Below are 23,461 nucleotides of genomic sequence, written 5' to 3' on the forward strand. Positions count from 1 at the left end.
AGTATCGATTTATGATCAAACCCATCAAAATACTAGCTACTCTTAGCATATTTCTTATTACAAGTAATATGATGATTGCTCAAGAAATTAATGAAAGTCATAAGGACTCACTTGAAACTATTGTATCAAATTATTACTCATTAAATCTAAAGGTTTTTCAGGCTAATTCTAAAGTAGTAGATATTGATAACATCTTTCAGCTTTTTACAGAGGATTTTATATATGTTCATCCAAAATACGGAGGTACTTATACCAGAGAAAAATTATACAATGGATATGTAAGAAACCAGAAAAACGGCGGGTATAATGGTAGCATCATTGATATTAAAATTATCAACAAGATTATTGGTCTTAATGGAATGGTTGTGGAGAAAAGGTTTGTAGAGAAAAAAGATGGAGTCGTACAAGAAGGAAATTCTGAAATGACCCTCTTCGAATTTAAAAATGGTAAAATCTCTAAAATTTTTGAGTATTGGTAAAATAAATAATTGATTCATTGATGAAATCGGATACTTTAATTATAAATAATATGCAATTAGCACAAGTAAATATTGCCGAAATGTTAGCTCCCATTAATGATCCTATTATGGAAGATTTTGTAAACAACCTGGATCGTATAAATGAATTAGCTGAGCAAAGCGATGGTTTTGTATGGAGACTGAAAGACGAGGAAGGAAATGCAACAGCTATTACGGTATTCGATAATCTTTTTTTAATCATCAACATGTCTGTTTGGAAAAGTATGGATACGCTATTCAATTTTACGTACAAATCGGATCACGTAGAAATTCTAAAGCGTAAAAAAGAATGGTTTCATAAAATGCCTCGAATGCATATGGCCTTCTGGTATATAGAAAATGGTCATAAACCTACTCCAGAAGAAGCCAAGGAACGTTTGTATTATTTACAAGAACATGGTGAAACTCCCTACGCTTTTTCATTTAAAAGTAAATTCACAATAGATGATGCGATCAATTACAAAAAGTGATAACATATTAATACTCACTTTTCTATTCTTAAGTATTTTAAGTTGTTCCAAAAAGGAAAAGGAACGATATGATATTGTGATTTCTAATATCAACCTGATCCGAATTGAAGATGGTAACGTGACGAAAAAAACAGTATACATCAATGATGGAACGATCGTAAAACTTGAAACAATAGATAGTGTTGATCATTACATCGCTGAGAATAGAATTGATGGTACAGGCAAATTTTTACTTCCAGGATTTTGGGATAATCATATTCATCTTAGAGGCGGAGATTCTTTAATTAAGGAAAATAAAAACTTGCTTCCTCTATTCATTGCTAACGGAATCACAACTGTAAGAGATGCAGGAGGAGATCTTACTTCTGAAATTTTAAGGTGGAGGAAAGAAATAGAAAATAACAGTCTTATAGGCCCAACTATCTACACATCTGGTCCTAAACTAGACGGAGCAAATGCAACTTGGGCTGGCTCTTTAGTTGTAGAATCTTCTGAAGATATTATAAAAGCTCTGGACTCTTTAGAAAGAATACCTTCTGATTTTGTAAAAATATATGACAGTAGAATTTCTAGAGAAAACTACTTAGAAGTTTTAAAACAGGCAACAGAAAGAGGAATGATATCCTCTGGCCACATGCCTTTTACTGTTGAGCTAAACGAAGCAGTAGACTCAGGAATTGGAGCTATAGAACATTTGTATTATATACTAAAAGGTTGCTCTGATAATGAAAAAGAGATTACACAAGCGATTATAAATAAAGAACTTACTTTTTGGAATGCCATGGATGGCTTGATTTCCACCTATAGTGATTCAACTGCCCAAAAAACCTTTCAATTATTAAAAAATAATAATACCTACGTTGTACCTACTTTGCATATTGGTAACATATTAAGTTATCTTGATGAAGTAGATCATAGCAACGACCCTTATCTAAAAATTATTGGAAAAGGAATTATTAAAACCTATGATGGACGTATCAAACGGGCACTCACAGCATCTGATGAAGCTAAAAAATCAAGAAAAAACCTCAATACTTTTTTTATAAGGCTCACTAAATCTCTACAAGATGCCGATGTTAAGCTCTTGGCTGGATCCGATAGTGGTGCTTATAATTCATATACTTACTCAGGAATTTCGTTACATAACGAATTAGAAGCAATGGTTAACGCAGGATTATCTCCATTAAAAGCTTTACAAACCTCAGCATATAATGGGTCTAAATATCTTAAAAAAGATAAAATCACAGGTACAATTGAAATCGGAAAAGTATCAGATCTTGTTATTCTAAATAGTAATCCATTACAAAATATTAAATATACACGTGATATTTATAGAGTTATCAAAGGAAATGAAATTTATGACCCTCAAGAAATTACAAAACAATATAACTGCTCTGAATGCTTTACTTTCAAAAACTGATGTTCTACAGATTTATTAAATTCTAAACGCCAAATTATGAAAGCCATTATAAAAATTAAACCGCTAGATTTTATATGGGAAACCAGCGATCCTTTCTTGTTTTGTGCATATCACGAAGATCAGTACCCTAAAGGAAATGAGAAATTAGGTCCCGATGCTTTACTGGCAGGAAGAAATATGGGGCAAGATTTTACTCCAAAAGACGGATGGAGAATGTATCACGGTACTACTGTGCCCGGTTTTCCTGCGCATCCACATCGCGGTTTTGAAACGGTTACCATTGTACAAAAAGGTTTAGTAGATCATTCGGATTCATTAGGAGCAGCAGGTCGTTTTGGCAATGGTGATGTGCAGTGGATGACAGCCGGAAAAGGTGTACAACATTCAGAAATGTTTCCGCTTTTAAACTCAGAAGAAGAAAATCCGTTTTTATTATTTCAGATTTGGTTGAACCTTCCCAGAGATAAGAAAATGGTAGCACCACATTTTAAAATGCTTTGGAATGAAGATATACCAAAAGCGATTGTAAAAGATAATAAAGGAAAACTCATAGAAATAACCATAATTACTGGTGATTTAGAAGGAAAAACTGCTGTCGATCCGGCTCCTGATTCCTGGGCGGCCAATCCGGAAAATGAAATTAATATCTGGACAATAAAAATGGCTCCAAATTCTGAATATACATTTCCAAATTCTTCTGAAGGAATTGATCGTTCCATTTATTTTTTTAAAGGAAATGAAATCGAAAGTGAAGGATATACAATTCCGGTAAATCACCGAATCATTACACATGGTCATAAAGAATTAACCATTACAAACGGTGATACTGAGTCTCATTTTTTACTTCTGCAAGGAAAACCAATAGGTGAACCCGTTGCTAAACAAGGACCATTTGTGATGAATAATCAACAAGAAATAAGAGAAGCCATTATGGAATATCAGAAAACAGAATTCGGTGGATGGCCTTGGCCTAGTTATGATCACGTTCATGAAAAGCACAAAGGACGTTTTGCTCTATATCCAGATGGCACTGAAATTTCTAAAGATATTTAAATCTTTAATAAACAGTATTTTACACCATCCTATCAATAAGTTTTGAAACTTTCTCCTTTCAAAACTACTATTAAAACACTATCTTTATTTATGGGACTAATAAAGGTAGGTGTTTAAATAATATACTTATATGGTAAAAAAGCTACTATGTTCACTCCCTTTCTTTCTCCTACTTTCTATAGCATTATCCTGCTCAAAAACCTTGAAATTAAGTGATTTAGAAAAAGAATGGCTTCAACAAAATGATAGTATTACTGTTGCTATATATCCTTATTATCCGCCCTATCAATTCATCAATGAACAAGGTGAAGCTGATGGTGTTTTTATAGAATATCTTGAAATTATAGAACGAAAAATAAATCACAAATTCAAAAGAAAACAATATAGAGATTGGCCAAAACTAATTGAAGATGTAAAAGAAAACAAAGTCAATCTAATTCTTGAAATTCAAAAAACACAAAATAGAAAGGCTTACTTAAAATTTTATCCTCCTCTTTTTGAATCTCAACATGTTATTGTTACACGAAAAAACACAACCTTCGGAAGTAATATAGAAAGCTTATTTGATAAAACATTAGTACTTCCAAAAAATTACGGAATCAGCGAAATCTTGAATGATAAATACCCTGATTTAAATATCGTGACCCTTAGAAATGAACTAGACTGCTTAACAACCTTAAATGCTGGCGAATATGATGCTTATATAGGACCCAGAGCTGTAGCCAATCATTATATAAGATCTAAAAAATTAAACAATCTGAAAATAAGTTCGGGTACTAATTTGAATTACGAACCTGGTATTGCTATCAATAATAGTAATGTCATTCTCGATGGAATTATTTCTAAGGCTCTTGCAAGTATTACGAAAGAAGAAAGAGAATCTACTTTAGATAATTGGCTGTACCAAAATGTGGTTCCTTTTTATCAAACCTCAAGGTTCTGGATCATAGTTTCATTGGTCTCTTTATTAGCATTTGTTCTGGGAGCATTTTTTAATTCATATTTAAAATATAAGATACAACAGAAAAAAGAGGAACTCATCATTGCTAGAGATATAGCTGAGGAAAGTAACCGTTTAAAAACAAATTTTATCAATAATATTCCGCAGGAAATCCGAACTCCAATGAATGGGATTATTGGGCTGTCTGAATATCTAAACGAAGAAGATCTAAGTCCTGAAGAAAGACAAAAATATACCCAAATGATTATCGGAAATAGCAAAGAACTATTATCGATTATTGACAATATTCTGGAGATATCTCAATTACAAACCAAAAGATTCACACTTCGATTAGTAGAAATTAATCTTAGGAATGTGTTTAAATCTCTAGTAGCCTATTATGAAGTTAAGGCGGAAGAAAAAAACATAAACTTCTATATTGAGAGTAACTTAACAAATTCTCAAAATATAGTTTTGATGGACCGCCCAAAGCTGAACAAAATTTTAAACGTTTTTGTGGATAATGCGGTCAAATACACAAGTGATGGTTCTATTACCATTTCCTATAAGATAAAAGAGGATTTTTTATTAATTTCTGTAAAGGATACTGGTGTTGGTATTAGCGAAAAAAATCAAACCAAAATAAAGAATAATTTAACATCTACTGCTGAAAATACCATCGGAGGATATGACGGTATCGGATTAGGATTGACTATTGCGAAAAAAAATGCAGACTTTATAGGAGGACAAATAACACTGGTTAGTGAAGAAAATAAAGGAACTACGTTTACATTACAAGTACCGTATAATCCGGTTTCGAAAAATGAAAAAAATAATAATGAAGAGATTGATAAAAACCTTTCAAAAAAAGAAAAACATATCATATTAATTGCTGAGGATGGAGAGACAAATTTCTTGTTTTTAAAAACGATTCTTACAAAGATGAACGATTATGATTTCACTATCTACAGAGCAAAAAATGGTCAGGAAGCCGTAACGATTTGTCAGGAAAACCAAAATATCGATCTGGTTTTGATGGATATTAAAATGCCGGTAATGAACGGTTATGATGCTACTTCATATATTAAAAAAATGAGACCCGATTTACCCGTTATTGCACAAACAGCATATTCCATTGAGGAAGATGTGCAGAAAGCTCTGGATGCAGGCTGTGATGATTTTGTATCTAAACCTGTGGATCGAAAAGTTCTTAAACCTATGCTGAATAAATATTTTCCTATTTTTAAAAATAGAAATAAGCGCACCAACCTTAAATAATATATGCAAAACCAAATCACATATACTTTTCTTTTCCTATGCCTATTCATAAGCATCACATCTTGTTCGGATGATACCATTCTAAACGAGGCCGAAAAAAAATGGCTTCAGGAACAGGATTCAATTCATGTTGCTGTATACCCGTACTATCCTCCTTATCAATTTTTAAACAAAAATGATAGCATTGATGGAATTTTAGTAGATCATTTGAATTTAATAGAAAATAAAATTAATTATAGATTCCAAAAACAATACTATACGAGTTGGACACAATTATTAGAGGATACCAAAAATAAAAAGATTGACATTATCTTAGAAATGCAAGAAACTAAAGAAAGACAAAAGTATCTGAATTTCTATACAGAGTTTTTTGAAACACCTTTTGTACTGGTCGTTAGAAAAGAATATGACTCATCAATAGATTTAAAAGACTTCAAAAATCAGACGGTTTCTGCTCCAGAAGGGTATTCTATAGATGATTATCTGAAGAAAAACTATCCTGATTTGAATATTAAAAATTATCCCGACGATATTAGCTGTTTGCGAAGTGTGCAATCAGGGGAATCTGATGCTTTTGTAGGAGGAAAAGCTTTGGTAAATTATTTAATCAAATCTGAAGGACTCACGGATTTAAAGGTTATTACAGAAATTAACTATAATTATATTCCGAGTATCGCTGTTCGTAAAGAGAATAAAACATTAAATACTATTTTCTCTAAGGCGACTCGCAATATTTCCAACAGTGAAAAGCAGGAAATTCTAAACAATTGGTTATTCAAAACCGTCAAACCTTTTTATAAAAAAGCCAAATTCTGGATCATATCATCTATTATCTTTTTTGCTGCTTTGGCTAGTATTATTTTTATTCATTTTTATTTAAAATTTAAGATCAACCAGAAGACAAAAGAACTTCAAATTGCAAAAGATAACGCAGAAGAAAGCAATAGAATTAAAACCAATTTCATTCAGAATATATCTCACGAAATTAGAACTCCGATGAACGGAATTATGGGATTTTCTGAATTACTCAAATCAGATTCTTTAACCCCCGAAGAAAGAAAAGAATATACAGAGATTATCATTGATAGTGGTAAAGATTTGATAACTTCAGTAAATGATATTTTAGAGATTTCTGTTTTAGAAACCAAGCAAAGTAAAGTACGATTTACCGAAACGAATATAGGTGAACTTCTCTTAGAATTAGTATCAGAGTATGAGCGTAAAGCAAAAGACAAAAATCTCGCTATCCACTTGAAAAATGATATTCCGGAAGAAGAAAATACAATACTTACAGATAGATCAAAGCTATATAAAATTCTAAGTAATCTAGTTCATAATGGTATAAAATTCACTAATGCCGGTTCGATAACAATCTTTTCTTATATTGTGGGAGATTTCATCCACATATCTATTAAGGATACAGGAATTGGAATTAAACAAAAAGATCAGGATATTATTTTTAAAAGCTTCTCTCAATCAGAAAAAGAAATTTCTAAAAATTTTGGAGGTCTTGGTTTAGGTTTGGCAATTGCTAAACAATACACAGATTTAATTGGAGGAAAAATTTCCTTTGTGAGTAAAGAAAGTGAAGGTAGTGCCTTTTTATTAGAAATTCCATATACCCAAATGCAAAAAAACGCAGAACTGTCTACTGATGATCAAGAAACAACGAAACCGAAGAAACATATCGTGCTTATTGCAGAAGATGGGGAAATAAATTTTTTATTTCTAAAGACGGTCTTAAGCAAAATGGCTGACTTCGAGTTTGTTATTTATCGTGCTAAAAACGGTAAAGAGGCTGTAGAGATTTGTCATGAGAATGAAAAAATAGATTTAGTTTTGATGGATATTAAAATGCCTATAATGGATGGATATGATGCTACCAAACGAATTAAAAAGCTGAGACCTAATCTCCCGGTAGTAGCACAAACAGCTTATTCTACAGAAGAAGACATTGAAAAGGCTTTGGCAGCTGGTTGTGATGACTTTTTGGCTAAGCCTGTTGATCGAAAAATCCTAAGACCCATCTTAGATAAATATTTTTCCATCTTCGGAAATCAATAAATACCCATGTCTGTCAATCATCAATATGCAGGTTTTTTGAACAGTAAATTGCTCTGGAAAGATTCTTCGCTTTTTGATTTACCACAGTTTGATTTTCAGCATAACCATGAAATTATTAATACTGAGATAGCGATCAAGATTCCAGAGAATGAAGTGCTCGGAAAAAGGATTGAACAGTTTTTTGATTATTTCCTCAATAGCAGTAAAGATTACCAAACGCTTCTAAAAAACCTTCAGATTTTTCAAAATAAAATCACTATTGGAGAAATAGATTTTTTAGTAAAAGATTTGCTTCAAAAACAGGTATTACATATAGAATTGATTTATAAGTTTTACCTCTATGATCCTAATATAAGCGACGCATCACTAGAACGATGGATTGGTCCAAACAGAAAAGACAGCCTGTTAGAGAAAGTAACCAAATTAAAAGAAAAACAGTTGCCACTACTCCACCAACCTGAAACTATCGCTCGTTTACAAGAGTTTGATATTTCTACTAATTCTATTATACAGAAAGTATGTTTCTTCGGAAACTTGTTTATTCCATTATCATATCAAAATAAACAATTACCTCACATAAATAATGGTTGCATTGTAGGGTTTTGGATACGAGCAGAGGAATTCAAATCAGAAAAATACGGATCGAATGTATACCACATTCCCGAGAAAAAAAATTGGATGGTACATCCTAAATATAATACTACCTGGCATACCTTTGACCATGTTTCAGAAGAGTTAAACAAACAACTTTCTAATAAAAAATCCCCATTACTTTGGATAAAAAGTAATGAAGATTCTTTTTCTAAGTGCTTTGTTGTATGGTGGTGATTTTTAAGTTAATAGTTGTTAGCTTATAGAAATGTAATGTAACCCTGAGGGTTATTACCATATAACCTGCCAATCAACAAAAACCATTAACAATCAACTGTATCTACTATAAATCACTAATATAACTACCATATAAATCTTTAAATCTAAATCCCTCAGACAATCGATATTTACTTAATTTTTTATGCTCCACCAATCCCCATAGCAAGAATTCTTTCATAAAATAACTGTCGTTTTTATTCAGATCTTCGTGATACTGTTTAATAAGTTTCTGTAAAGGTTCTATAGCATCTAACTTCTTTTTATACTCTGCTTCTGAAATTTCATCCAAAAGTTCAAAACCACTTTCTTCAAAAAACCAATCAACCAATTCCTGATACGGACTTCTTTCGCTTTCTTTTTCCAATCTTTCGATTTTAGGAAAATAGTCAGGAAACAATGTTTTTATCGAATCAGAAATCAGAGTTTGTGCAACAGAAGCTGCACCTTCTTGTTCTCCTTCATAAACCAATTCTACCTTACCAGTAATTGCAGGAATTACTCCCATAAAATCACTTAACCTTAATAGAGTATTCTCATCTCCGGATTTCAATGCTCTATATTCTGCAGTACTTAACAGGTTTTCATAAGCAGTGATGCTCAATCTTGCACTTACACCACTCTTAGAATCAATGAACTCGCTTTCTCTAGCCTGAAAACTAATTTGTTCTAATAAATCTTTTGCCAAGTCAGGTACGTGAACCAGATTACTTTGTCTAGAATCTAATTGTGCCTCTTGCTGTGTAATGGTTTTGGCAATTTCGATAGTTTCTGGATAATGCGTAAGGATCTGAGAACCTATCCTATCCTTAAGAGGTGTAACGATACTACCTCGATTTGTATAATCCTCTGGATTAGCAGTAAATACAAACTGCATATCCAATGGCAACCGAAGTTTAAACCCTCTTATCTGGATATCACCTTCTTGCAAAATATTAAATAATGCTACCTGAATACGCGCCTGTAAATCCGGTAATTCATTAATCACAAAAATACAGCGATTGGCTCTTGGAATCATCCCAAAATGAATTACCCTGTCATCAGCATAACTCAATTTTAGATTTGCCGCTTTTATCGGATCCACATCTCCGATAATATCGGCTACAGTAACATCCGGCGTCGCTAATTTCTCCGCAAAACGATCATTTCTATGAATCCAGGAAATTGGGGTTTCATCACCTTTTTCTTTAATTAAATTTGTCGCATATCTAGATATAGGACGATAAGGATCATCATTAATCTCTGATCCTTCCACAATCGGAATCCATTCATCTAACAAATTGATCATTTGCCTGGCTAAACGTGTTTTTGCCTGGCCTCTTAATCCCAAAAGATTGATATTATGTCTGGATAAAATTGCTCGCTCCAGTTCAGGAATTACAGTGTTTTCATATCCATGAATTCCAGTAAAAGTATCTTCGTTATTACTGATTTTGGTTCTTAAGTTATCTCTAAGTTCATCTTTTATACTTTTACTTTTATATCCTGATTTTTTTAATTGTCCGAATGTCGTAATGTTTTTAGTATCCATATTTCTTTTCCGTAGTATATTCTATATTTTGGGTTATCTTTTATCCTCTAATTCTTTTTTTTCTATTGGTTTCGTAATCTTCAAAAATCATCTCTCCCAACCCTTTTAAACCTGTATAAAAAGCCTTTCCTTGATTGGCATAGGTAAATTCTCTTACAAACTGCATCAGATAGGGGTCTTGTGCAATCATAAAAGTTGTAATAGGTATATGTAATTTTCTGGCTTGTTGTGCCATCATATAGCACTTGTTTACAATTTGGCGATCTAACCCATTACTGTTCTTATAATACTGTCCATCCGGCATCCTAAGACAACTAGGTTTTCCATCGGTAATCATAAAAATCTGCTTATTGGTATTACGTTTCCTTCTCAGCATATCCATAGCCAGTTGTAATCCGGCTACTGTATTTGTATGATAAGGTCCAACCTGAAGATATGGTAAATCTTTAATAGCTATTGGCCAGGCATCATTACCAAACACCAAAATATCTAACGTATCTTTAGGATATCTTGTCGTAATAAGCTCAGCCAGTGCCATAGCGACTTTCTTTGCAGGAGTAATACGATCTTCTCCATACAAAATCATACTATGACTGATATCAATCATCAATACGGTACTCATCTGAGCTTTGAACTGTGTCTCCTCTACAACCAAATCATCTTCGGTAAGATTTAATTCTCCAATTCCATGATTGATCTGAGCGTTCTTTAAACTTTCTGTGATGGATATTCGTTCCAGCGCATCTCCGTATTGATAGTTTCTATACTCACCTGCGTGCTCATCTCCTCTACCAGTATATTTGGTTCTGTGATTTCCGGACCCGCTACGTTTGAGATTTCCGAAAATCTGATCCAGCGCTCTCTGTCTGATAGCCCGTTCGGTTTTAGAAGTAATAGACATCCCTCCTTTTCCATCTGGTTTGATTTCTTCTCGGATATATCCTTTTTTCTTGAGATCTTCAATAAAATCATCTAGTGTGTAGTCTTCACTAGTAAGTTCATATTCTTTATCCAGCTCTCGCATCCAATCCAAAGCCTCATCCAGATCTCCCGAAGTATGTGTAATAATCTCCTGAAAAATATCGAAAAGTTTATCAAATGGAGATTGTTCTGGAGCTTCATAATGCTTAAAAGCAAATCCTTTTTTAAAAATTCCCTTTTTCTCTTTCATCATATAAATTTACCACATTTTATAAAAGATACCGACTCAACTACCTAGTAATCCCATAGAATTAACAAATGTTTTGGAGAATTTACTTCAGATAACAACTCTTTCCGTTCTCATTCCATAAACTCACCACAATTCTTATCTTTGAGAAGTCAGGCATATTTTTTAATCTATACTCTGGGAATTGCATATATCAAATAACAAAACATCTTAATCATCTTATGAAAAATATATTTTTATCATTATTAGTAGCCTTACCATTCATAAATTTTGCGCAAGACGATATCGAAAAAGTAACATCCACCGTTTCTAAAAGTGAAATTGAGGGACATATTTATTTTTTGGCTTCAGATGAATTAAAAGGAAGACAGACTGGTACTCCTGAAAACAAAATAGCCGCTCAATACCTAGCTAATATGTTACGTGGATATGGTGTTAGACCTGTAACAGAAAATAATAACTATTTTCAAAAAGTTACGCTGAATACTACTTCTTCATTCACGAACGCCACATTAAATATTGGGGATTTTACAACTTCCAAAATAGTAACACTAAATAAAACAAACATCTCGTTTTCCGGACCAATACTATTTCTTAACTACGGCTTACCCGAAGATTATAAAAATGTTGATGTAAAAGGAAAAATAGTAGTTACTTATTCTGGCACAAAAGATAATAGTAATCTTAGATTTGCCTTTTCTAAAATTAAAGAGAAGACTTTACTAGCCAAAGAAAGAGGTGCAGTAGGAATTATTGAAGTTAATAGTATAGATAACAGAACCTGGTCACAATTAGAGCATAGCTTTAACGGAGAAAAAATGAGTGTTTCTGAAGAAGAAAAGCCCAATAATTTTACCTATTTATGGATCAATGATCAGAAAGAAGAGATTAGTAAATTCTTTGACGATAAAAAAGAAATTAACGCCTCTTTAGAAGTTCAGGGGATTAAAAAGGGTACTGTAGTTTCACAAAATGTAGTCGGAATGGTTGAAGGAACGGATCCTAAACTAAAAAATGAGTTTATCATTTACTCTGCTCATTATGATCACGTAGGTATAGGAAAAGCTATTGATAATGATTCTATTTATAATGGTGCAAGAGATAATGCCGTTGGAACCGTAACTGTATTATCTGCTGCAGAAAATATTGCTAAATATCCTACCAAAAGATCTGCATTATTTATCTTATTCACTGGAGAAGAAAAAGGGTTACTAGGTAGTAAATGGTATGTAAATCATCCTATGATCCCGTTAAACCAAATGGTATATTGTTTCAATAGTGATAATGGAGGTTATAACGATACGAGCATAGCCACCATAGTAGGTCTGGAACGAACAACCGCAGCAGAAGATATTAAAAAAGCAACTACTCCTTTTGGACTAAAAGCTATTGATGATCCTGCTCCCGAGCAAGGTTTATTTGATCGATCCGATAATGTACATTTTGCCGCTAAAGGAATTCCTGCACCAACTTTTAGTATGGGTTTTACAGCTTTTGATGAAGAAATAACCAAATACTATCATCAGGTGACTGATAATCCGGATACATTGGATTATGATTATCTATTAAAATTCTTTCAATCCTATGTATTGGCTTGCAGAAATATTGCTAATAATCCTGAAACTCCTTTTTGGGTTGAAGGTGATAAATATTACGAGGCCGGTAAAAAATTATACAATAAAAAGTAGATTATCATTTTCTCATCGTTTAATTTCTAAACCATATGAAATCTATTACATCCATCATTATCGTAAGCCTTTTAATGTTCTCTTGTACACAAAAAAATCCTCTGGATGAAATACTAAATTCTGATAAGGAACAAATAAAACGTGTAATGCAGAGTGTCGAAAAACACGAAGTTCAGATTTTGTACAGTCAAATTGATCGAGATGAGAATGGAAAAGTGATTTTCACAGATTATGAATTCAACGTTGCTGATAGCACCTATTTTTATCCTGCAAGTTCTGTTAAGTTTCCCATCGCACTGATTGCTCTAGAAAAATTGAACGAATTACAAAAAAACAGAATTTCTATTGACAGAAAAAAACTGTTCATCATTCAATCTGATACGCTTTATACCAATATAGAGAAGGAAATTACTAAAATTTTTGCAGTAAGTGACAACCAGGCATATAATCGATTATTTGAGTTTCTGGGTCAAGATTATATAGATCAAAAATTGAAATCTAAAAACTTACAAGGCAGGATTTCACATCGATTATCAGTATTAAATGCTCATAATTTAAAGACACAATCAATTGTTTTCAAAAAAAATGTAGAAGATAGCACTTTTCTGTACCAACAAGAAAGCATAGAAAACTCACCTCCTGTCAGATTGTCTTTGAAAAAAATATCAAAGGGAAAAGGATATATAGATAATGATACTTTAATAGAACAACCAAAAGATTTTTCAGAAAAAAACTATCTCCCTTTGCGCTCATTACACGGAATGATGAAACGGATTCAGTTTCCTGAGACATGTCAAAAAGAAGAGCGTTTTGACATTGCTAAAAAAGATCGAGATTTCGTTCTAAAAGCTATGCAAACCTTACCAAGTGACGCTGGTTACGACAAAAAAGAATACTATGATGGGTACGTAAAATTCTTTATGTTTGGCGATACCAAAGAAGATATTCCGGAGCATATAAAAATTTATAACAAAGTAGGATACGCCTATGGATATCTAACAGATTGCGCTTATATAAAGGATACAAAAAACAATATTGAGTTTATATTATCTGCTACCATACACGTAAATGAAAACGGGATTTTTAATGACGACCACTATGAGTATGATAATATCGGTATTCCTTTTCTGGCAACTTTAGGAAGGAGCATATATAATCTGGAAAAACAACAAAATAAATAAGTGATACCTAAAACTTATTTTCTTTAACAATTCTTCAAAAAAAATCAACAAATAGGACCTCCAATTCTGTATTTTATGATTTATTCACACTTTTTTAACAAAACTATATCACAAAAGGGCTTTTAATCACTTAATTTTGAATCCCCCTTTATTTTAAGAATGTCAAATTTTAGTACAAGCAATTACATCAGTATGGTTACAACATTAATAATTTAGTAACTATATAGTATGTCAAAGGCGTAGTATATAGTTTCTTATAATCAACAAATATGAAACAATATCTACTATTCTTAGCAATACTTTCTTTTGGTATCGTGTATCCTCATGGTATTATTACTAAGCAAAATTTTCCAGACACTCTCCAAAATCAAATAGATCGTAAACTTTCTGATGAAGAAGTTGAAAGACGAGGACTTGATATACTCGCCGCAGAAGTTATCGAACGTATTGATGAAATCGACTTAAGAAAAATGGCTAGGTCAGCCATCTTTGAAACTTCTTATGGATTTAGATGGAAAATGATCAATCTGCATACAGGAAACATCATCATCGTTAAAGTTAACAAAGACTTCAAATTAATCTCTGCCAGAAATAGCAAAAAATCAAAAGTAATGACACCCTAAATTAAAAAGCCTAAGATAACATAGTCTTCACCTCTTCATATTCTTCTAAATACTCCCAATATATGATCCTATCATAAGCATATTTAATCAAAATATATTTTTCACTCAAAGAAAGTATTCTATCCACCGAAATCAACTTTTTTGAGGCAATTTCTACCGATACTTCTTCTGTAATTTCCTGATTTCTGGCATCAAAACCATGAAGAATGATATGGTTTTTTAAGGTGAGTTCTATAAATTTCATCTAGTTGGTTTTAGTCTTTCAAATGTAGCCATTTTTCACCTTAACACCCCTTTAAGAGTTTAGCATTGTCATTTTCTTAACTTTAGGCTCACAATTAGGTAATCAATCAAAAAATGTTAAAAAGATTTTTCCTTTTAACGCTCATTTCTCTAGGTATTTCTGGTTTTTCCCAAAAGAAATTTTCTTTAATCTACACGGGAAATATGGGGGTTTATATATCGAATGGGGATTCTTCTGTATTAATTGACGGCCTGCATACCAAATACGGTGAGGATTACCTTTTTCCTACCTCTTCTTTAATACATAAAATAAACAAGGAGTTACAACCAGATGCTATTCTATTCACCCATTATCACGGAGATCATTTTAGTGCATCCTTAGCCAATGAGTATCTGGCGTCTAACAAAAATTCCGTTTTGTTTGGGTCCAATCAGATTACTAAAGAAATTAAAACTTCCAAAGATAGGTTGTTTACCATATCCACCACCAATTATAACAAGCAAACCATTAAGGTTAAAGATTTCAAAATTACCGGACTAAAAATAAATCACGCAGGCAAAAGACATACAGCGGTGGAGAATATAGGCTATATAATCCATTTGGGTACTCATAGAATTTTGCATGTGGGTGATACTAATTGGATGGAAGAGATCAATCTATTTAATCAATTGGATCTGACCAATGAGCACATAGATATTGCAATACTACCTTATTGGATGCTTTTAGAAAATAACGCATCCCAACAAATTAAAAACCATATCAATCCTAAACAAATTATTGCGACACATATATCGCCAAGAATACAACAACAAGAATTACTGGATATGAAGAAAAAAAATCCCGATATATATTTCTTAACAACACTAGAACAACAAATACAACTATAATTAACTCACGCTATACAATGAAAAGACTGTTATTTCTAATTTCTATTATCCTGGTTTCAACAATTTCTGCACAGGAATTTTCGATGGATTATGTAAAAAAAATGAATCCACGTAATATAGGCCCCGGTGGAATGAGTGGTCGTGTCACCTCTATAGATGTGGTTACTTCAGATCCGGATATTATGTATGCAGGAACAGCCTCAGGAGGACTTTGGAAATCTACTTCTGGCGGGATCAAATGGGAACCTGTTTTTGATAAGCAAGTGACTGCATCTATCGGAGCTGTAGCTATCCAACAGTCTAATCCCTCAGTAATATGGGTAGGAACCGGTGAAGGAAATCCCAGAAATAGTCTGAACGGTGGTTATGGAATCTATAAGTCTTTAGATGGAGGAAAGAATTGGAAACTAATGGGTTTAGAAAAAACCCGACATATTCATAGAGTAATTGTGGATCCTACAGATCCGAACACCGTTTATGTAGCAGCTATAGGATCACCTTGGGGCGAACATCCTGAGAGAGGAGTTTTTAAAACTACTGATGGTGGAGAGACATGGAATAAAGTACTTTTTGCAAATAATAAAACGGGGGCAGCTGATCTGATTATGGATCCTTCTAATCCTAATAAATTGATTGCTGCCTTATGGGAACATAAACGTGATCCTTGGTTTTTCAAATCAGGAGGAGAAGGTTCCAGACTATATATCACTCACGATGGCGGAAAAACCTGGCAAGAAAGAACGGATAAAGATGGTTTACCAAAGGGAGATTTAGGACGTATCGGAATTGCAATTTCCCGAAATAAACCCAATATTGTATATGCATTGATCGAAGCCAAGAAAAATGCTCTCTATAAGTCAGAAGACGGTGGCTTTAACTGGAAAAAAATAAACGACAAGAATGATATTGGTAATCGTCCTTTCTATTATTCAGAAATTTATGTGGATCCACAGAATGAAAACCGCGTGTATTCTGTATTTACCTATGTAAACGTATCTGAAGATGGTGGTAAAAACTTCACACAACTTATGCCGGCGTATGGTGTGGATAATGGAGTACACCCGGATCATCACGCCTGGTGGATTCATCCAGAAGATGGTAATTTTATGATCGATGGTAATGATGGTGGACTAAATATCACTCGTGATGGAGGAAAATCCTGGAGGTTTATTGGAAATTTACCGGTTGCTCAGTTTTATCATATTAATGTAGATAATGAATATCCATATAATGTATACGGAGGTATGCAGGATAACGGTAGCTGGCGTGGACCTGCCTATGTTTGGAAAGCTCAGGGAATCAGAAATTCATACTGGCAAGAGATTTCTTTTGGAGATGGATTTGATGTGGTACCAGATAAAGATGATTCTAGATATGGATGGTCTATGAGTCAGCAAGGATTTGTAAGTCGTTATGATTGGATGACCGGTAATAACTATACGGTTAGACCCACACATCCAGATCCAGAAGTTAAGTTACGTTTCAACTGGAATGCTGCAATCAATATTGATCCTTTTGATAATAATACGCTGTATTTCGGAAGTCAGTTTGTACATAAAAGTAAAGACAAAGGATTGACCTGGGAAATCATTTCACCGGATTTATCCACTAATAATCCCGAAAAACTAAAACAAGCAGAAAGTGGTGGTTTAACGATGGATGCCACCGGAGCAGAGAATCATTGTACTATATTGGTGATTGAACCTTCTTCTTTAGAACAAAATATGCTTTGGGCGGCTACAGATGATGGTCGTGTGCATATTACTAAAAATGGAGGCGCAAACTGGACAGATATTTCTAAAAACATCAAAGGCTTACCGGCAGGTAGTTGGATTGTGCAGATCAAAGCTTCTAATAAAAGAAAAGGAGAAGCATTATTAGTGGCCAATGATTACAGAAGATTTAATTATACGCCGTACGCATATAGAACGGTTGACTATGGTAAAACCTGGCAACGTATTGTAGATGGTAGTGATGTAAAAAGCTATGCATTGAGCATTGTAGAAGATCCTGTAGAAAGAAATTTATTGTTCCTAGGAACCGATGATGGATTGTATATTTCTCTCGATGCAGGAAACAAATGGACAAAATGGACATCCGGTTTCCCTACCGTTTCTGTAAAAGATTTAGTGATCCAACCCAGAGAACACGATTTGGTTATAGGAACCTTTGGTAGAGCTGCCTGGATATTGGATGATATCAGACCACTGCGCGCTTTAGCAAAAAACAAAAGTATCCTGAGCCAGAAACTACAAATATTCGAACCTCCTGTTGGATACCAAGCGGCCTATCAGCAACCTACAGGGAGTCGTTTTGGTGGCGATGCTTTGTTTAATGGCGAAAACCGTGATTTCGGAGCGCATATCTCTTATTTTGTAACCGTGGAGCAAAAAGATGCGTCTAAAAAAGAGAAAGACGGTAAAGAAGAAGACAATGAGAATGATGAAGAAGAAAAGGATACTACTGACGACGAAAAAGAAGAAAAAAAGGTGAAATGGGATTCTATTCACCTAAAAGTGTATGATGGAGATCGTTTGATCAGAACGCTAAAACAAAAAACTCCCGACTCTACAGGAATTCATAAAATGCGTTGGTTTATGGATGAGAAAGGTGTTGATAGACCGTCTAGAGAAATCCAGAAACGTAAAGGAGAACCTGGCGGTGTAAGCGTAAAACCTGGAACTTACAAACTAGTAATGGAATATGGAGATCAAAAATCTGAAACCTCCATACAGGTAAAATCAGATCCAAGACTACAGGTTTCTCAGAAAAATATAAACGAAGTCTACACGGCTTCAAAGGAACTGGAAGCCATGAGACAAACCGCAGCAGATGCTGTAAAACAGTTGGTAGAAAGTAAAGAAATAGCTTCAAAATATCAGAAAGAACTAAAGAAATTGGATAAAAAGAAATTTAAAGATCAGATCAAAGCCTCTAAAGACATCATTAAAAAAATCGATTCGACAGTGGCAATATATCTTGGCAAAGAAGATAAACGACAAGGAATCACACGTAATCCTGAAGTAACTGTAATGCAACGTCTAGGTACAGCAGGATGGTATACCGGTAGTCGACAAAATGGATTGACCAAAACCGAGAATACATTGATCAATCAAGCTAAAGATGCTTTGGCAGATGCTTTAGAAAAAACAAATGCTTTCTTTACAAATGACTGGAAACCTTATCAGGAATCCATAGAGAAGCTAGAAACTTCTCCTTTTAAAGAAATAAAAACCTTTACCATAAAATAAAACGTTCACACATGAAAAAACTTATCATTTTAGGAATTGGAGTACTACTACTCCACTCCTGTAAAAAGGAAAAGAAAGAAGAGATTGCTCAACCGATTGCAATTGAAGAGTATTCAATTGAGCAATTTATGGATAACGAAAATGCATTTGCCAATGGGTTTTCTACTGACAAGTCCAAAGTACTAATGACTAGTAACCGTTCTGGTATCTATAATATGTATACAACTTCAGTTAAAGGCGGAGAAATGATTCCTGTAACGCAATCAGATAGTTCTTCCATATTCGGAATTTCATATTTCCCCGAAGATGATAGAATCCTCTTTAGAATGGATGGCAATGGTGATGAAATCTATAAGATTTTTCTAAAAGACAGTTCCGGTATCAAGCGTTTAACTCCTGAGATCAAAGTAAGAGCCTTGTTTAGAGGTTGGTCAAAAGATGGAAAGAGTTTCTTTTACGGAAGTAATGAACGTGATCCTAAGTATATGGATCATTATGAAATGAATATAGCTGACTTTACTTCCAAAATGATTTATCAAAATAATGACGGAATGGATTTTGGCGGAATGTCTGAAGACAGAAAATATATTGCCCTTACCAAAGCAGTCACTACCAATGATGTCGATCTGTATATCATGAATACAGAAACCAAAGAAAAAACTAAAATCAATGAGAATACAAGTGGTAATCGACCTCAGGATTTTTCTCCGGATAACACTTCTTTCTATTATACTACTGATGATAATGCAGAGTTTAGTTATTTGATGAAATATAATCTTGCCGATGGTACCAAAGAAAAGGTAGTAGAAAAAAACTGGGATATCAATTCATTTTATTTCACAAGAAATGGAAAATATCAGGTAATGTTTACCAATGAGGATGCTAAAACTGTCATGGATGTAAAAGAGGTTGCTACTGGGAAGGCAGTAGAATTTCCTTCGTTCGAAAATAAAGAAATTTCTAGTGCTAATTTTTCCAGAGATGAATCTATGGCATTCTTAAATGTTTCGGGATCCAGTACTCCAAGAAACGTATACTCCTATGATGTAGCATCAAAAGAATACCATCAGCTTACGGATGTACTCAATAAAGACATCAATCCGGATCATTTGGTAGCATCAGAAGTGGTACGTTTTAAATCCTTTGATGGATTAGAAATCCCTGCTATTTATTACAAACCAAAACAAGCAACAGCAGACAATAAAGTACCGGCATTGGTGTGGGTACACGGTGGTCCAGGAGGGCAATCCAGACAAGGTTTCAGTTCACAAATTCAGTATTATGTCAATCACGGATATGCAATTTTAGCTGTCAATAATAGAGGAAGTAGTGGTTACGGAAAAACGTTCTACAAAATGGACGATCAAAACCACGGAGATAAAGATCTAAAAGATTGCGTAGCAGGAAAAGATTGGCTGGCACAACAAGATATTATCGATGCCGATAAAATCGGAATCATAGGAGGTTCTTATGGTGGATATATGACGATGGCTGCACTTACTTACACACCAGAAGAATTTAAAGTAGGAGTGAATATTTTTGGAGTAACCAACTGGCTTCGAACTCTAAAAAGCATTCCGCCTTGGTGGGAATCTTTTAAAGAAGCTTTATATACAGAAATGGGTGATCCTAATACTTCAGATTCCGTAAGATTACGCCAGATTTCGCCGCTGTTCCATACAGAAAAAGTCACCAAACCTTTGATTGTACTGCAAGGAGCTAAAGACCCAAGAGTACTAAAAGTAGAGTCGGATGAAATTGTAGCAGGTGTGAAGAAAAATGGAGTACCTGTAGAATATGTATTATTCGAAGATGAAGGACACGGTTTTGTAAAGAAGGAAAATCAGATTGAAGCCTATGGAAGAATCTTAAAATTCCTGGATAAATACCTAAAAGGATCTGGATCTGAGACCATCAATGATGGAAAATCCGAAGATAAACCGGTAGCGACTGAATCTTAAAAACGCAGTAAACTATTGTATGAAAAAAACCGTATTAGCACTAGCACTATGTATAAGTGCCTTATATAACTATGGCCAGGAAACAGGAGAAGATGAATGGGGCGCCTGGTATATGTATTTTGGCACCAATCAAATCACAGATCAACTTAGTATTCATTCTGAAGCACAATTTCGTTTCTATGAAATCGCCGACTCGTTTAATCAATTATTACTACGTACAGGGCTCAACTATCATCTCAATGAAAATGCCATTGCAACTGCAGGTTATGCCTATATCAGTACCGATGGGACTTTTGAAGATATTCCGGGAGAAGAAAACAGCCAGGAGCATCGGATATTTGAGCAATTTATTCTTAAAAACACTGTAGGTAAAGTAAAATTTGAACATCGGTACAGGCTGGAACAGCGTTTTATTAGTTCGCAAGCAGATGATTTTACCGAGCATCGGGCACGATATCGATTACAACTCACCTACCCTTTTAATGACAAATGGTTCTTGAATGTATATGACGAAGTGTTTATCAATCTACAAGAACCTATTTTTGGTCAAAATCGATTGTATGGCGCCGTTGGATATAATGTAAAATCAAACTTCAGTATTCAATTAGGATATCTGAAAAACCATTTTACCGGAATCAATTTTGATCGATTGCAGTTAGGTATTTTCTATAATACCGACTTTAGAAAGAAAGGATAAATAATTTCACCGGTACATTTCGACTACGCTCAATGTACCGGTAAAAGTTTATGAATTTTCTATGATTACCCAAAGTTCGAAATTTGTGATCCTTAAAAAAGAGCGAAGCCTAATAGTAAAGTAAACAATGACATTGACAAAAAAAGACAACCCGGCACTATTGCTGATAGACGTGCAAAAAGGGATTAATAGTCCCGGATATTATGGTACGGAGCGTAATAACCCAACGGCAGAAAAAAACATAGAGGCATTACTAAAAAAGTGGAGAACAGAAGGATTACCCATCTATCATGTAAAACATTGCTCTACCAATCCTGAATCTCCTTTAGCCAAAGGAAATCCTGGAAATGACTTCCAGGATTTTATTGTACCGAAACCTAACGAACCTGTGATCGAAAAAGATGTAAACAGTGCTTTTATTGGTACAGATCTAAGAACACAATTAGAAGATGCAGGTATCAAAAACGTGGTCATTGTTGGTCTCACCACAGAACATTGTGTATCTACCAGTACCAGAATGGCGTCTAACTATGGATTTAGCGTCTTTTTAATAGAAGATGGTGTCGCAGCTTTTGATAAAATAGGTGCTAACGGGGATCACTACAGCGCCCAGATGGTGCATGACATCGAAATTGCCAATCTAAAGGATGAGTTTGCGACGATTGTACAGACAGAACAACTACTCGACACCTTGTAGTAATGCTAGTGTATAAAAACTCATAAACTTTCCTTTACTGTCATTCCGCTCCTTCGACCCAGCTCAGGCTACAGTATAGTGGAATCTAGAAACATAGCACGAAACACACAATGGATTCCAGTATACACTGGAATGACAAAACAGTAGGAAAATCCACGTAAAAACTCAACAGTAAGAGTTCCTTTTCCTTTAGTTAGAAGTTTATATTCATCATTTATCCATAAGTATCAATATATTTTTCTGTGCGTTGTATATTTAATGCCACTAATAGTGTAAAAATGAAAAAAGTTCTAGTGTATTCAGGAGCAGTAATTGCGTTAACAATTGTTGGATTTGTTCTGTATGGTAACTTCATTAATCTCTCCTTTTTACTTTTAAATAAAGGAGAGATCAAAATTTTCAGTAATAGTATGGGTAGACTTTTTCAGGATCGTCTCTATTTTGCGATATCCCTTGGAGTTATTCCATTGTTTTATTTATGGGTTAGATATTTCACGAATCTAAATATTGTTCGTCAAAAGATACTAACATACCTTCTTATTATTGGAGGAGGTATTCTTAGCTGGCAATGTAAAATCGTATTACTTAATTATCGATTAAATGTCATGTCAAAGTTAAATACACAAATTGGAATTGATAATTCGGTTAGTTTAGAGCGTTTAGATTTTGACTCATATCTACTGGTAGGGTTCGCAATAGGAGCTATTGTAAGTATTCTTGTTTTCGGAAATCAGAATGCTATATCAGATAATTTATAAACTCTGCTGTATAGCGAAAATCCAAAATCACAACAAAAAGCGTGCAATGGATTTCAGATTCCGGTATACACTGGAATGACAGGAACCACAAAAACAGATCCAGAGTAAGCCTAAAAAAAACATAACTGATTCTTCCCTCTTGAAAGGGATAGTGTTTCAATATCC

The 23,461-nt window shown here is 34.0% G+C and carries 19 protein-coding genes; 16 read left to right on the plus strand and 3 right to left on the minus strand.

From position 1 onward, the window contains the following. Window positions 1-11 precede the first annotated feature (11 nt). From ACFSR1_RS01910 to ACFSR1_RS01940, 7 genes are all read left to right on the plus strand, one after another. A complete protein-coding gene (locus tag ACFSR1_RS01910; RefSeq protein WP_378289077.1) occupies window positions 12-479 on the plus strand; it encodes a nuclear transport factor 2 family protein in 468 nt (155 codons plus the stop codon). Window positions 480-529: 50 nt separating this feature from the next. Beyond that, the gene (locus ACFSR1_RS01915) at window positions 530-988 is read left to right on the plus strand and encodes a DUF3291 domain-containing protein (protein ID WP_378289079.1); all 459 of its coding nucleotides are present in this window, start codon (window positions 530-532) and stop codon (window positions 986-988) included. Next, on the plus strand, window positions 963-2,408 hold the full coding sequence (locus ACFSR1_RS01920; protein ID WP_378289081.1) for an amidohydrolase family protein: 1,446 nt from the start codon (window positions 963-965) through the stop codon (window positions 2,406-2,408). The genes ACFSR1_RS01915 and ACFSR1_RS01920 overlap by 26 nt, the downstream gene beginning before the upstream one ends. Window positions 2,409-2,444: 36 nt before the next feature. Then, complete coding sequence (locus ACFSR1_RS01925) at window positions 2,445-3,461, plus strand: pirin family protein (protein ID WP_378289082.1); 1,017 nt, start codon at window positions 2,445-2,447, stop codon at window positions 3,459-3,461. A gap of 202 nt (window positions 3,462-3,663) precedes the next feature. Further along, window positions 3,664-5,679, plus strand: a complete 2,016-nt coding sequence (locus tag ACFSR1_RS01930) for a response regulator (RefSeq protein ID WP_378289084.1) — start codon at window positions 3,664-3,666, stop codon at window positions 5,677-5,679. Window positions 5,680-5,682: 3 nt separating this feature from the next. Continuing rightward, window positions 5,683-7,743, plus strand: a complete 2,061-nt coding sequence (locus ACFSR1_RS01935; RefSeq protein ID WP_378289086.1) for a response regulator — start codon at window positions 5,683-5,685, stop codon at window positions 7,741-7,743. 6 nt (window positions 7,744-7,749) lie between these two features. After that, window positions 7,750-8,571, plus strand: coding sequence for a DUF1853 family protein (locus tag ACFSR1_RS01940; protein WP_378289088.1), 822 nt, complete (start codon window positions 7,750-7,752; stop codon window positions 8,569-8,571). 106 nt (window positions 8,572-8,677) lie between these two features. On the opposite strand, the gene ACFSR1_RS01945 is transcribed toward ACFSR1_RS01940, so the two are convergent. Both ACFSR1_RS01945 and ACFSR1_RS01950 read right to left on the minus strand, forming a co-directional pair. Continuing rightward, a complete protein-coding gene (locus tag ACFSR1_RS01945; RefSeq protein WP_378289090.1) occupies window positions 8,678-10,141 on the minus strand; it encodes a magnesium chelatase in 1,464 nt (487 codons plus the stop codon). Window positions 10,142-10,181: 40 nt separating this feature from the next. Then, complete coding sequence (locus ACFSR1_RS01950) at window positions 10,182-11,312, minus strand: vWA domain-containing protein (RefSeq protein WP_378289091.1); 1,131 nt, start codon at window positions 11,310-11,312, stop codon at window positions 10,182-10,184. A 218-nt stretch (window positions 11,313-11,530) separates the two neighbouring features. Here ACFSR1_RS01950 and ACFSR1_RS01955 point away from each other — a divergent pair, with 218 nt between their 5' ends. The 3 genes from ACFSR1_RS01955 to ACFSR1_RS01965 all read left to right on the plus strand — a co-directional run bounded on the left by ACFSR1_RS01955 (window position 11,531) and on the right by ACFSR1_RS01965 (window position 14,801). Next, entirely contained in the window at window positions 11,531-12,997 is a 1,467-nt protein-coding gene (locus tag ACFSR1_RS01955; protein WP_378289093.1) for a M28 family peptidase, read from the plus strand. Between the two features lie 35 nt (window positions 12,998-13,032). Continuing rightward, window positions 13,033-14,178: a serine hydrolase gene (locus ACFSR1_RS01960; RefSeq protein WP_378289095.1), complete on the plus strand. Its 1,146-nt coding sequence runs from the start codon at window positions 13,033-13,035 to the stop codon at window positions 14,176-14,178. 269 nt (window positions 14,179-14,447) lie between these two features. After that, complete coding sequence (locus ACFSR1_RS01965) at window positions 14,448-14,801, plus strand: hypothetical protein (protein WP_378289097.1); 354 nt, start codon at window positions 14,448-14,450, stop codon at window positions 14,799-14,801. A gap of 10 nt (window positions 14,802-14,811) precedes the next feature. On the opposite strand, the gene ACFSR1_RS01970 is transcribed toward ACFSR1_RS01965, so the two are convergent. Continuing rightward, window positions 14,812-15,045 (minus strand): hypothetical protein, encoded by a 234-nt coding sequence (locus ACFSR1_RS01970; protein ID WP_378289099.1) that lies wholly within the window; start codon window positions 15,043-15,045, stop codon window positions 14,812-14,814. 113 nt (window positions 15,046-15,158) lie between these two features. On the opposite strand from ACFSR1_RS01970, the gene ACFSR1_RS01975 reads away from it, so the two are divergent. The 6 genes from ACFSR1_RS01975 to ACFSR1_RS02000 all read left to right on the plus strand — a co-directional run bounded on the left by ACFSR1_RS01975 (window position 15,159) and on the right by ACFSR1_RS02000 (window position 23,296). After that, window positions 15,159-15,932 carry an MBL fold metallo-hydrolase gene (locus ACFSR1_RS01975; protein WP_378289100.1) on the plus strand — a complete coding sequence of 258 codons (774 nt, stop codon included), beginning with the start codon at window positions 15,159-15,161 and terminating at the stop codon, window positions 15,930-15,932. A 17-nt stretch (window positions 15,933-15,949) separates the two neighbouring features. Then, entirely contained in the window at window positions 15,950-19,183 is a 3,234-nt protein-coding gene (locus tag ACFSR1_RS01980) for a WD40/YVTN/BNR-like repeat-containing protein (protein WP_378289102.1), read from the plus strand. Window positions 19,184-19,194: 11 nt separating this feature from the next. Continuing rightward, window positions 19,195-21,144, plus strand: coding sequence for a S9 family peptidase (locus tag ACFSR1_RS01985; protein WP_378289104.1), 1,950 nt, complete (start codon window positions 19,195-19,197; stop codon window positions 21,142-21,144). 19 nt (window positions 21,145-21,163) lie between these two features. Beyond that, window positions 21,164-21,841 carry a DUF2490 domain-containing protein gene (locus tag ACFSR1_RS01990; RefSeq protein ID WP_378289106.1) on the plus strand — a complete coding sequence of 226 codons (678 nt, stop codon included), beginning with the start codon at window positions 21,164-21,166 and terminating at the stop codon, window positions 21,839-21,841. Window positions 21,842-21,968: 127 nt separating this feature from the next. Further along, window positions 21,969-22,538, plus strand: a complete 570-nt coding sequence (locus ACFSR1_RS01995; RefSeq protein WP_378289108.1) for a cysteine hydrolase family protein — start codon at window positions 21,969-21,971, stop codon at window positions 22,536-22,538. A gap of 278 nt (window positions 22,539-22,816) precedes the next feature. After that, window positions 22,817-23,296: a hypothetical protein gene (locus ACFSR1_RS02000; RefSeq protein ID WP_378289110.1), complete on the plus strand. Its 480-nt coding sequence runs from the start codon at window positions 22,817-22,819 to the stop codon at window positions 23,294-23,296. The last annotated feature ends 165 nt before the right edge of the window (window positions 23,297-23,461 follow it).

Source organism: Aquimarina rubra (assembly GCF_042684305.1).
Classification (GTDB): domain Bacteria; phylum Bacteroidota; class Bacteroidia; order Flavobacteriales; family Flavobacteriaceae; genus Aquimarina; species Aquimarina rubra.

What these genes read in the sequence shown, in the direction of transcription:
- ACFSR1_RS01910 (WP_378289077.1), top strand. Translation starts at nt 12, where the DNA reads ATGATCAAACCCATCAAAATACTAGCTACTCTTAGCATATTTCTTATT.
- ACFSR1_RS01915 (WP_378289079.1), top strand. Translation starts at nt 530, where the DNA reads ATGCAATTAGCACAAGTAAATATTGCCGAAATGTTAGCTCCCATTAAT.
- ACFSR1_RS01920 (WP_378289081.1), top strand. Translation starts at nt 963, where the DNA reads ATGATGCGATCAATTACAAAAAGTGATAACATATTAATACTCACTTTT.
- ACFSR1_RS01925 (WP_378289082.1), top strand. Translation starts at nt 2,445, where the DNA reads ATGAAAGCCATTATAAAAATTAAACCGCTAGATTTTATATGGGAAACC.
- ACFSR1_RS01935 (WP_378289086.1), top strand. Translation starts at nt 5,683, where the DNA reads ATGCAAAACCAAATCACATATACTTTTCTTTTCCTATGCCTATTCATA.
- ACFSR1_RS01940 (WP_378289088.1), top strand. Translation starts at nt 7,750, where the DNA reads ATGTCTGTCAATCATCAATATGCAGGTTTTTTGAACAGTAAATTGCTC.
- ACFSR1_RS01945 (WP_378289090.1), bottom strand. Translation starts at nt 10,141, where the DNA reads ATGGATACTAAAAACATTACGACATTCGGACAATTAAAAAAATCAGGA.
- ACFSR1_RS01950 (WP_378289091.1), bottom strand. Translation starts at nt 11,312, where the DNA reads ATGAAAGAGAAAAAGGGAATTTTTAAAAAAGGATTTGCTTTTAAGCAT.
- ACFSR1_RS01955 (WP_378289093.1), top strand. Translation starts at nt 11,531, where the DNA reads ATGAAAAATATATTTTTATCATTATTAGTAGCCTTACCATTCATAAAT.
- ACFSR1_RS01960 (WP_378289095.1), top strand. Translation starts at nt 13,033, where the DNA reads ATGAAATCTATTACATCCATCATTATCGTAAGCCTTTTAATGTTCTCT.
- ACFSR1_RS01965 (WP_378289097.1), top strand. Translation starts at nt 14,448, where the DNA reads ATGAAACAATATCTACTATTCTTAGCAATACTTTCTTTTGGTATCGTG.
- ACFSR1_RS01970 (WP_378289099.1), bottom strand. Translation starts at nt 15,045, where the DNA reads ATGAAATTTATAGAACTCACCTTAAAAAACCATATCATTCTTCATGGT.
- ACFSR1_RS01975 (WP_378289100.1), top strand. Translation starts at nt 15,159, where the DNA reads ATGTTAAAAAGATTTTTCCTTTTAACGCTCATTTCTCTAGGTATTTCT.
- ACFSR1_RS01980 (WP_378289102.1), top strand. Translation starts at nt 15,950, where the DNA reads ATGAAAAGACTGTTATTTCTAATTTCTATTATCCTGGTTTCAACAATT.
- ACFSR1_RS01985 (WP_378289104.1), top strand. Translation starts at nt 19,195, where the DNA reads ATGAAAAAACTTATCATTTTAGGAATTGGAGTACTACTACTCCACTCC.
- ACFSR1_RS01990 (WP_378289106.1), top strand. Translation starts at nt 21,164, where the DNA reads ATGAAAAAAACCGTATTAGCACTAGCACTATGTATAAGTGCCTTATAT.
- ACFSR1_RS01995 (WP_378289108.1), top strand. Translation starts at nt 21,969, where the DNA reads ATGACATTGACAAAAAAAGACAACCCGGCACTATTGCTGATAGACGTG.
- ACFSR1_RS02000 (WP_378289110.1), top strand. Translation starts at nt 22,817, where the DNA reads ATGAAAAAAGTTCTAGTGTATTCAGGAGCAGTAATTGCGTTAACAATT.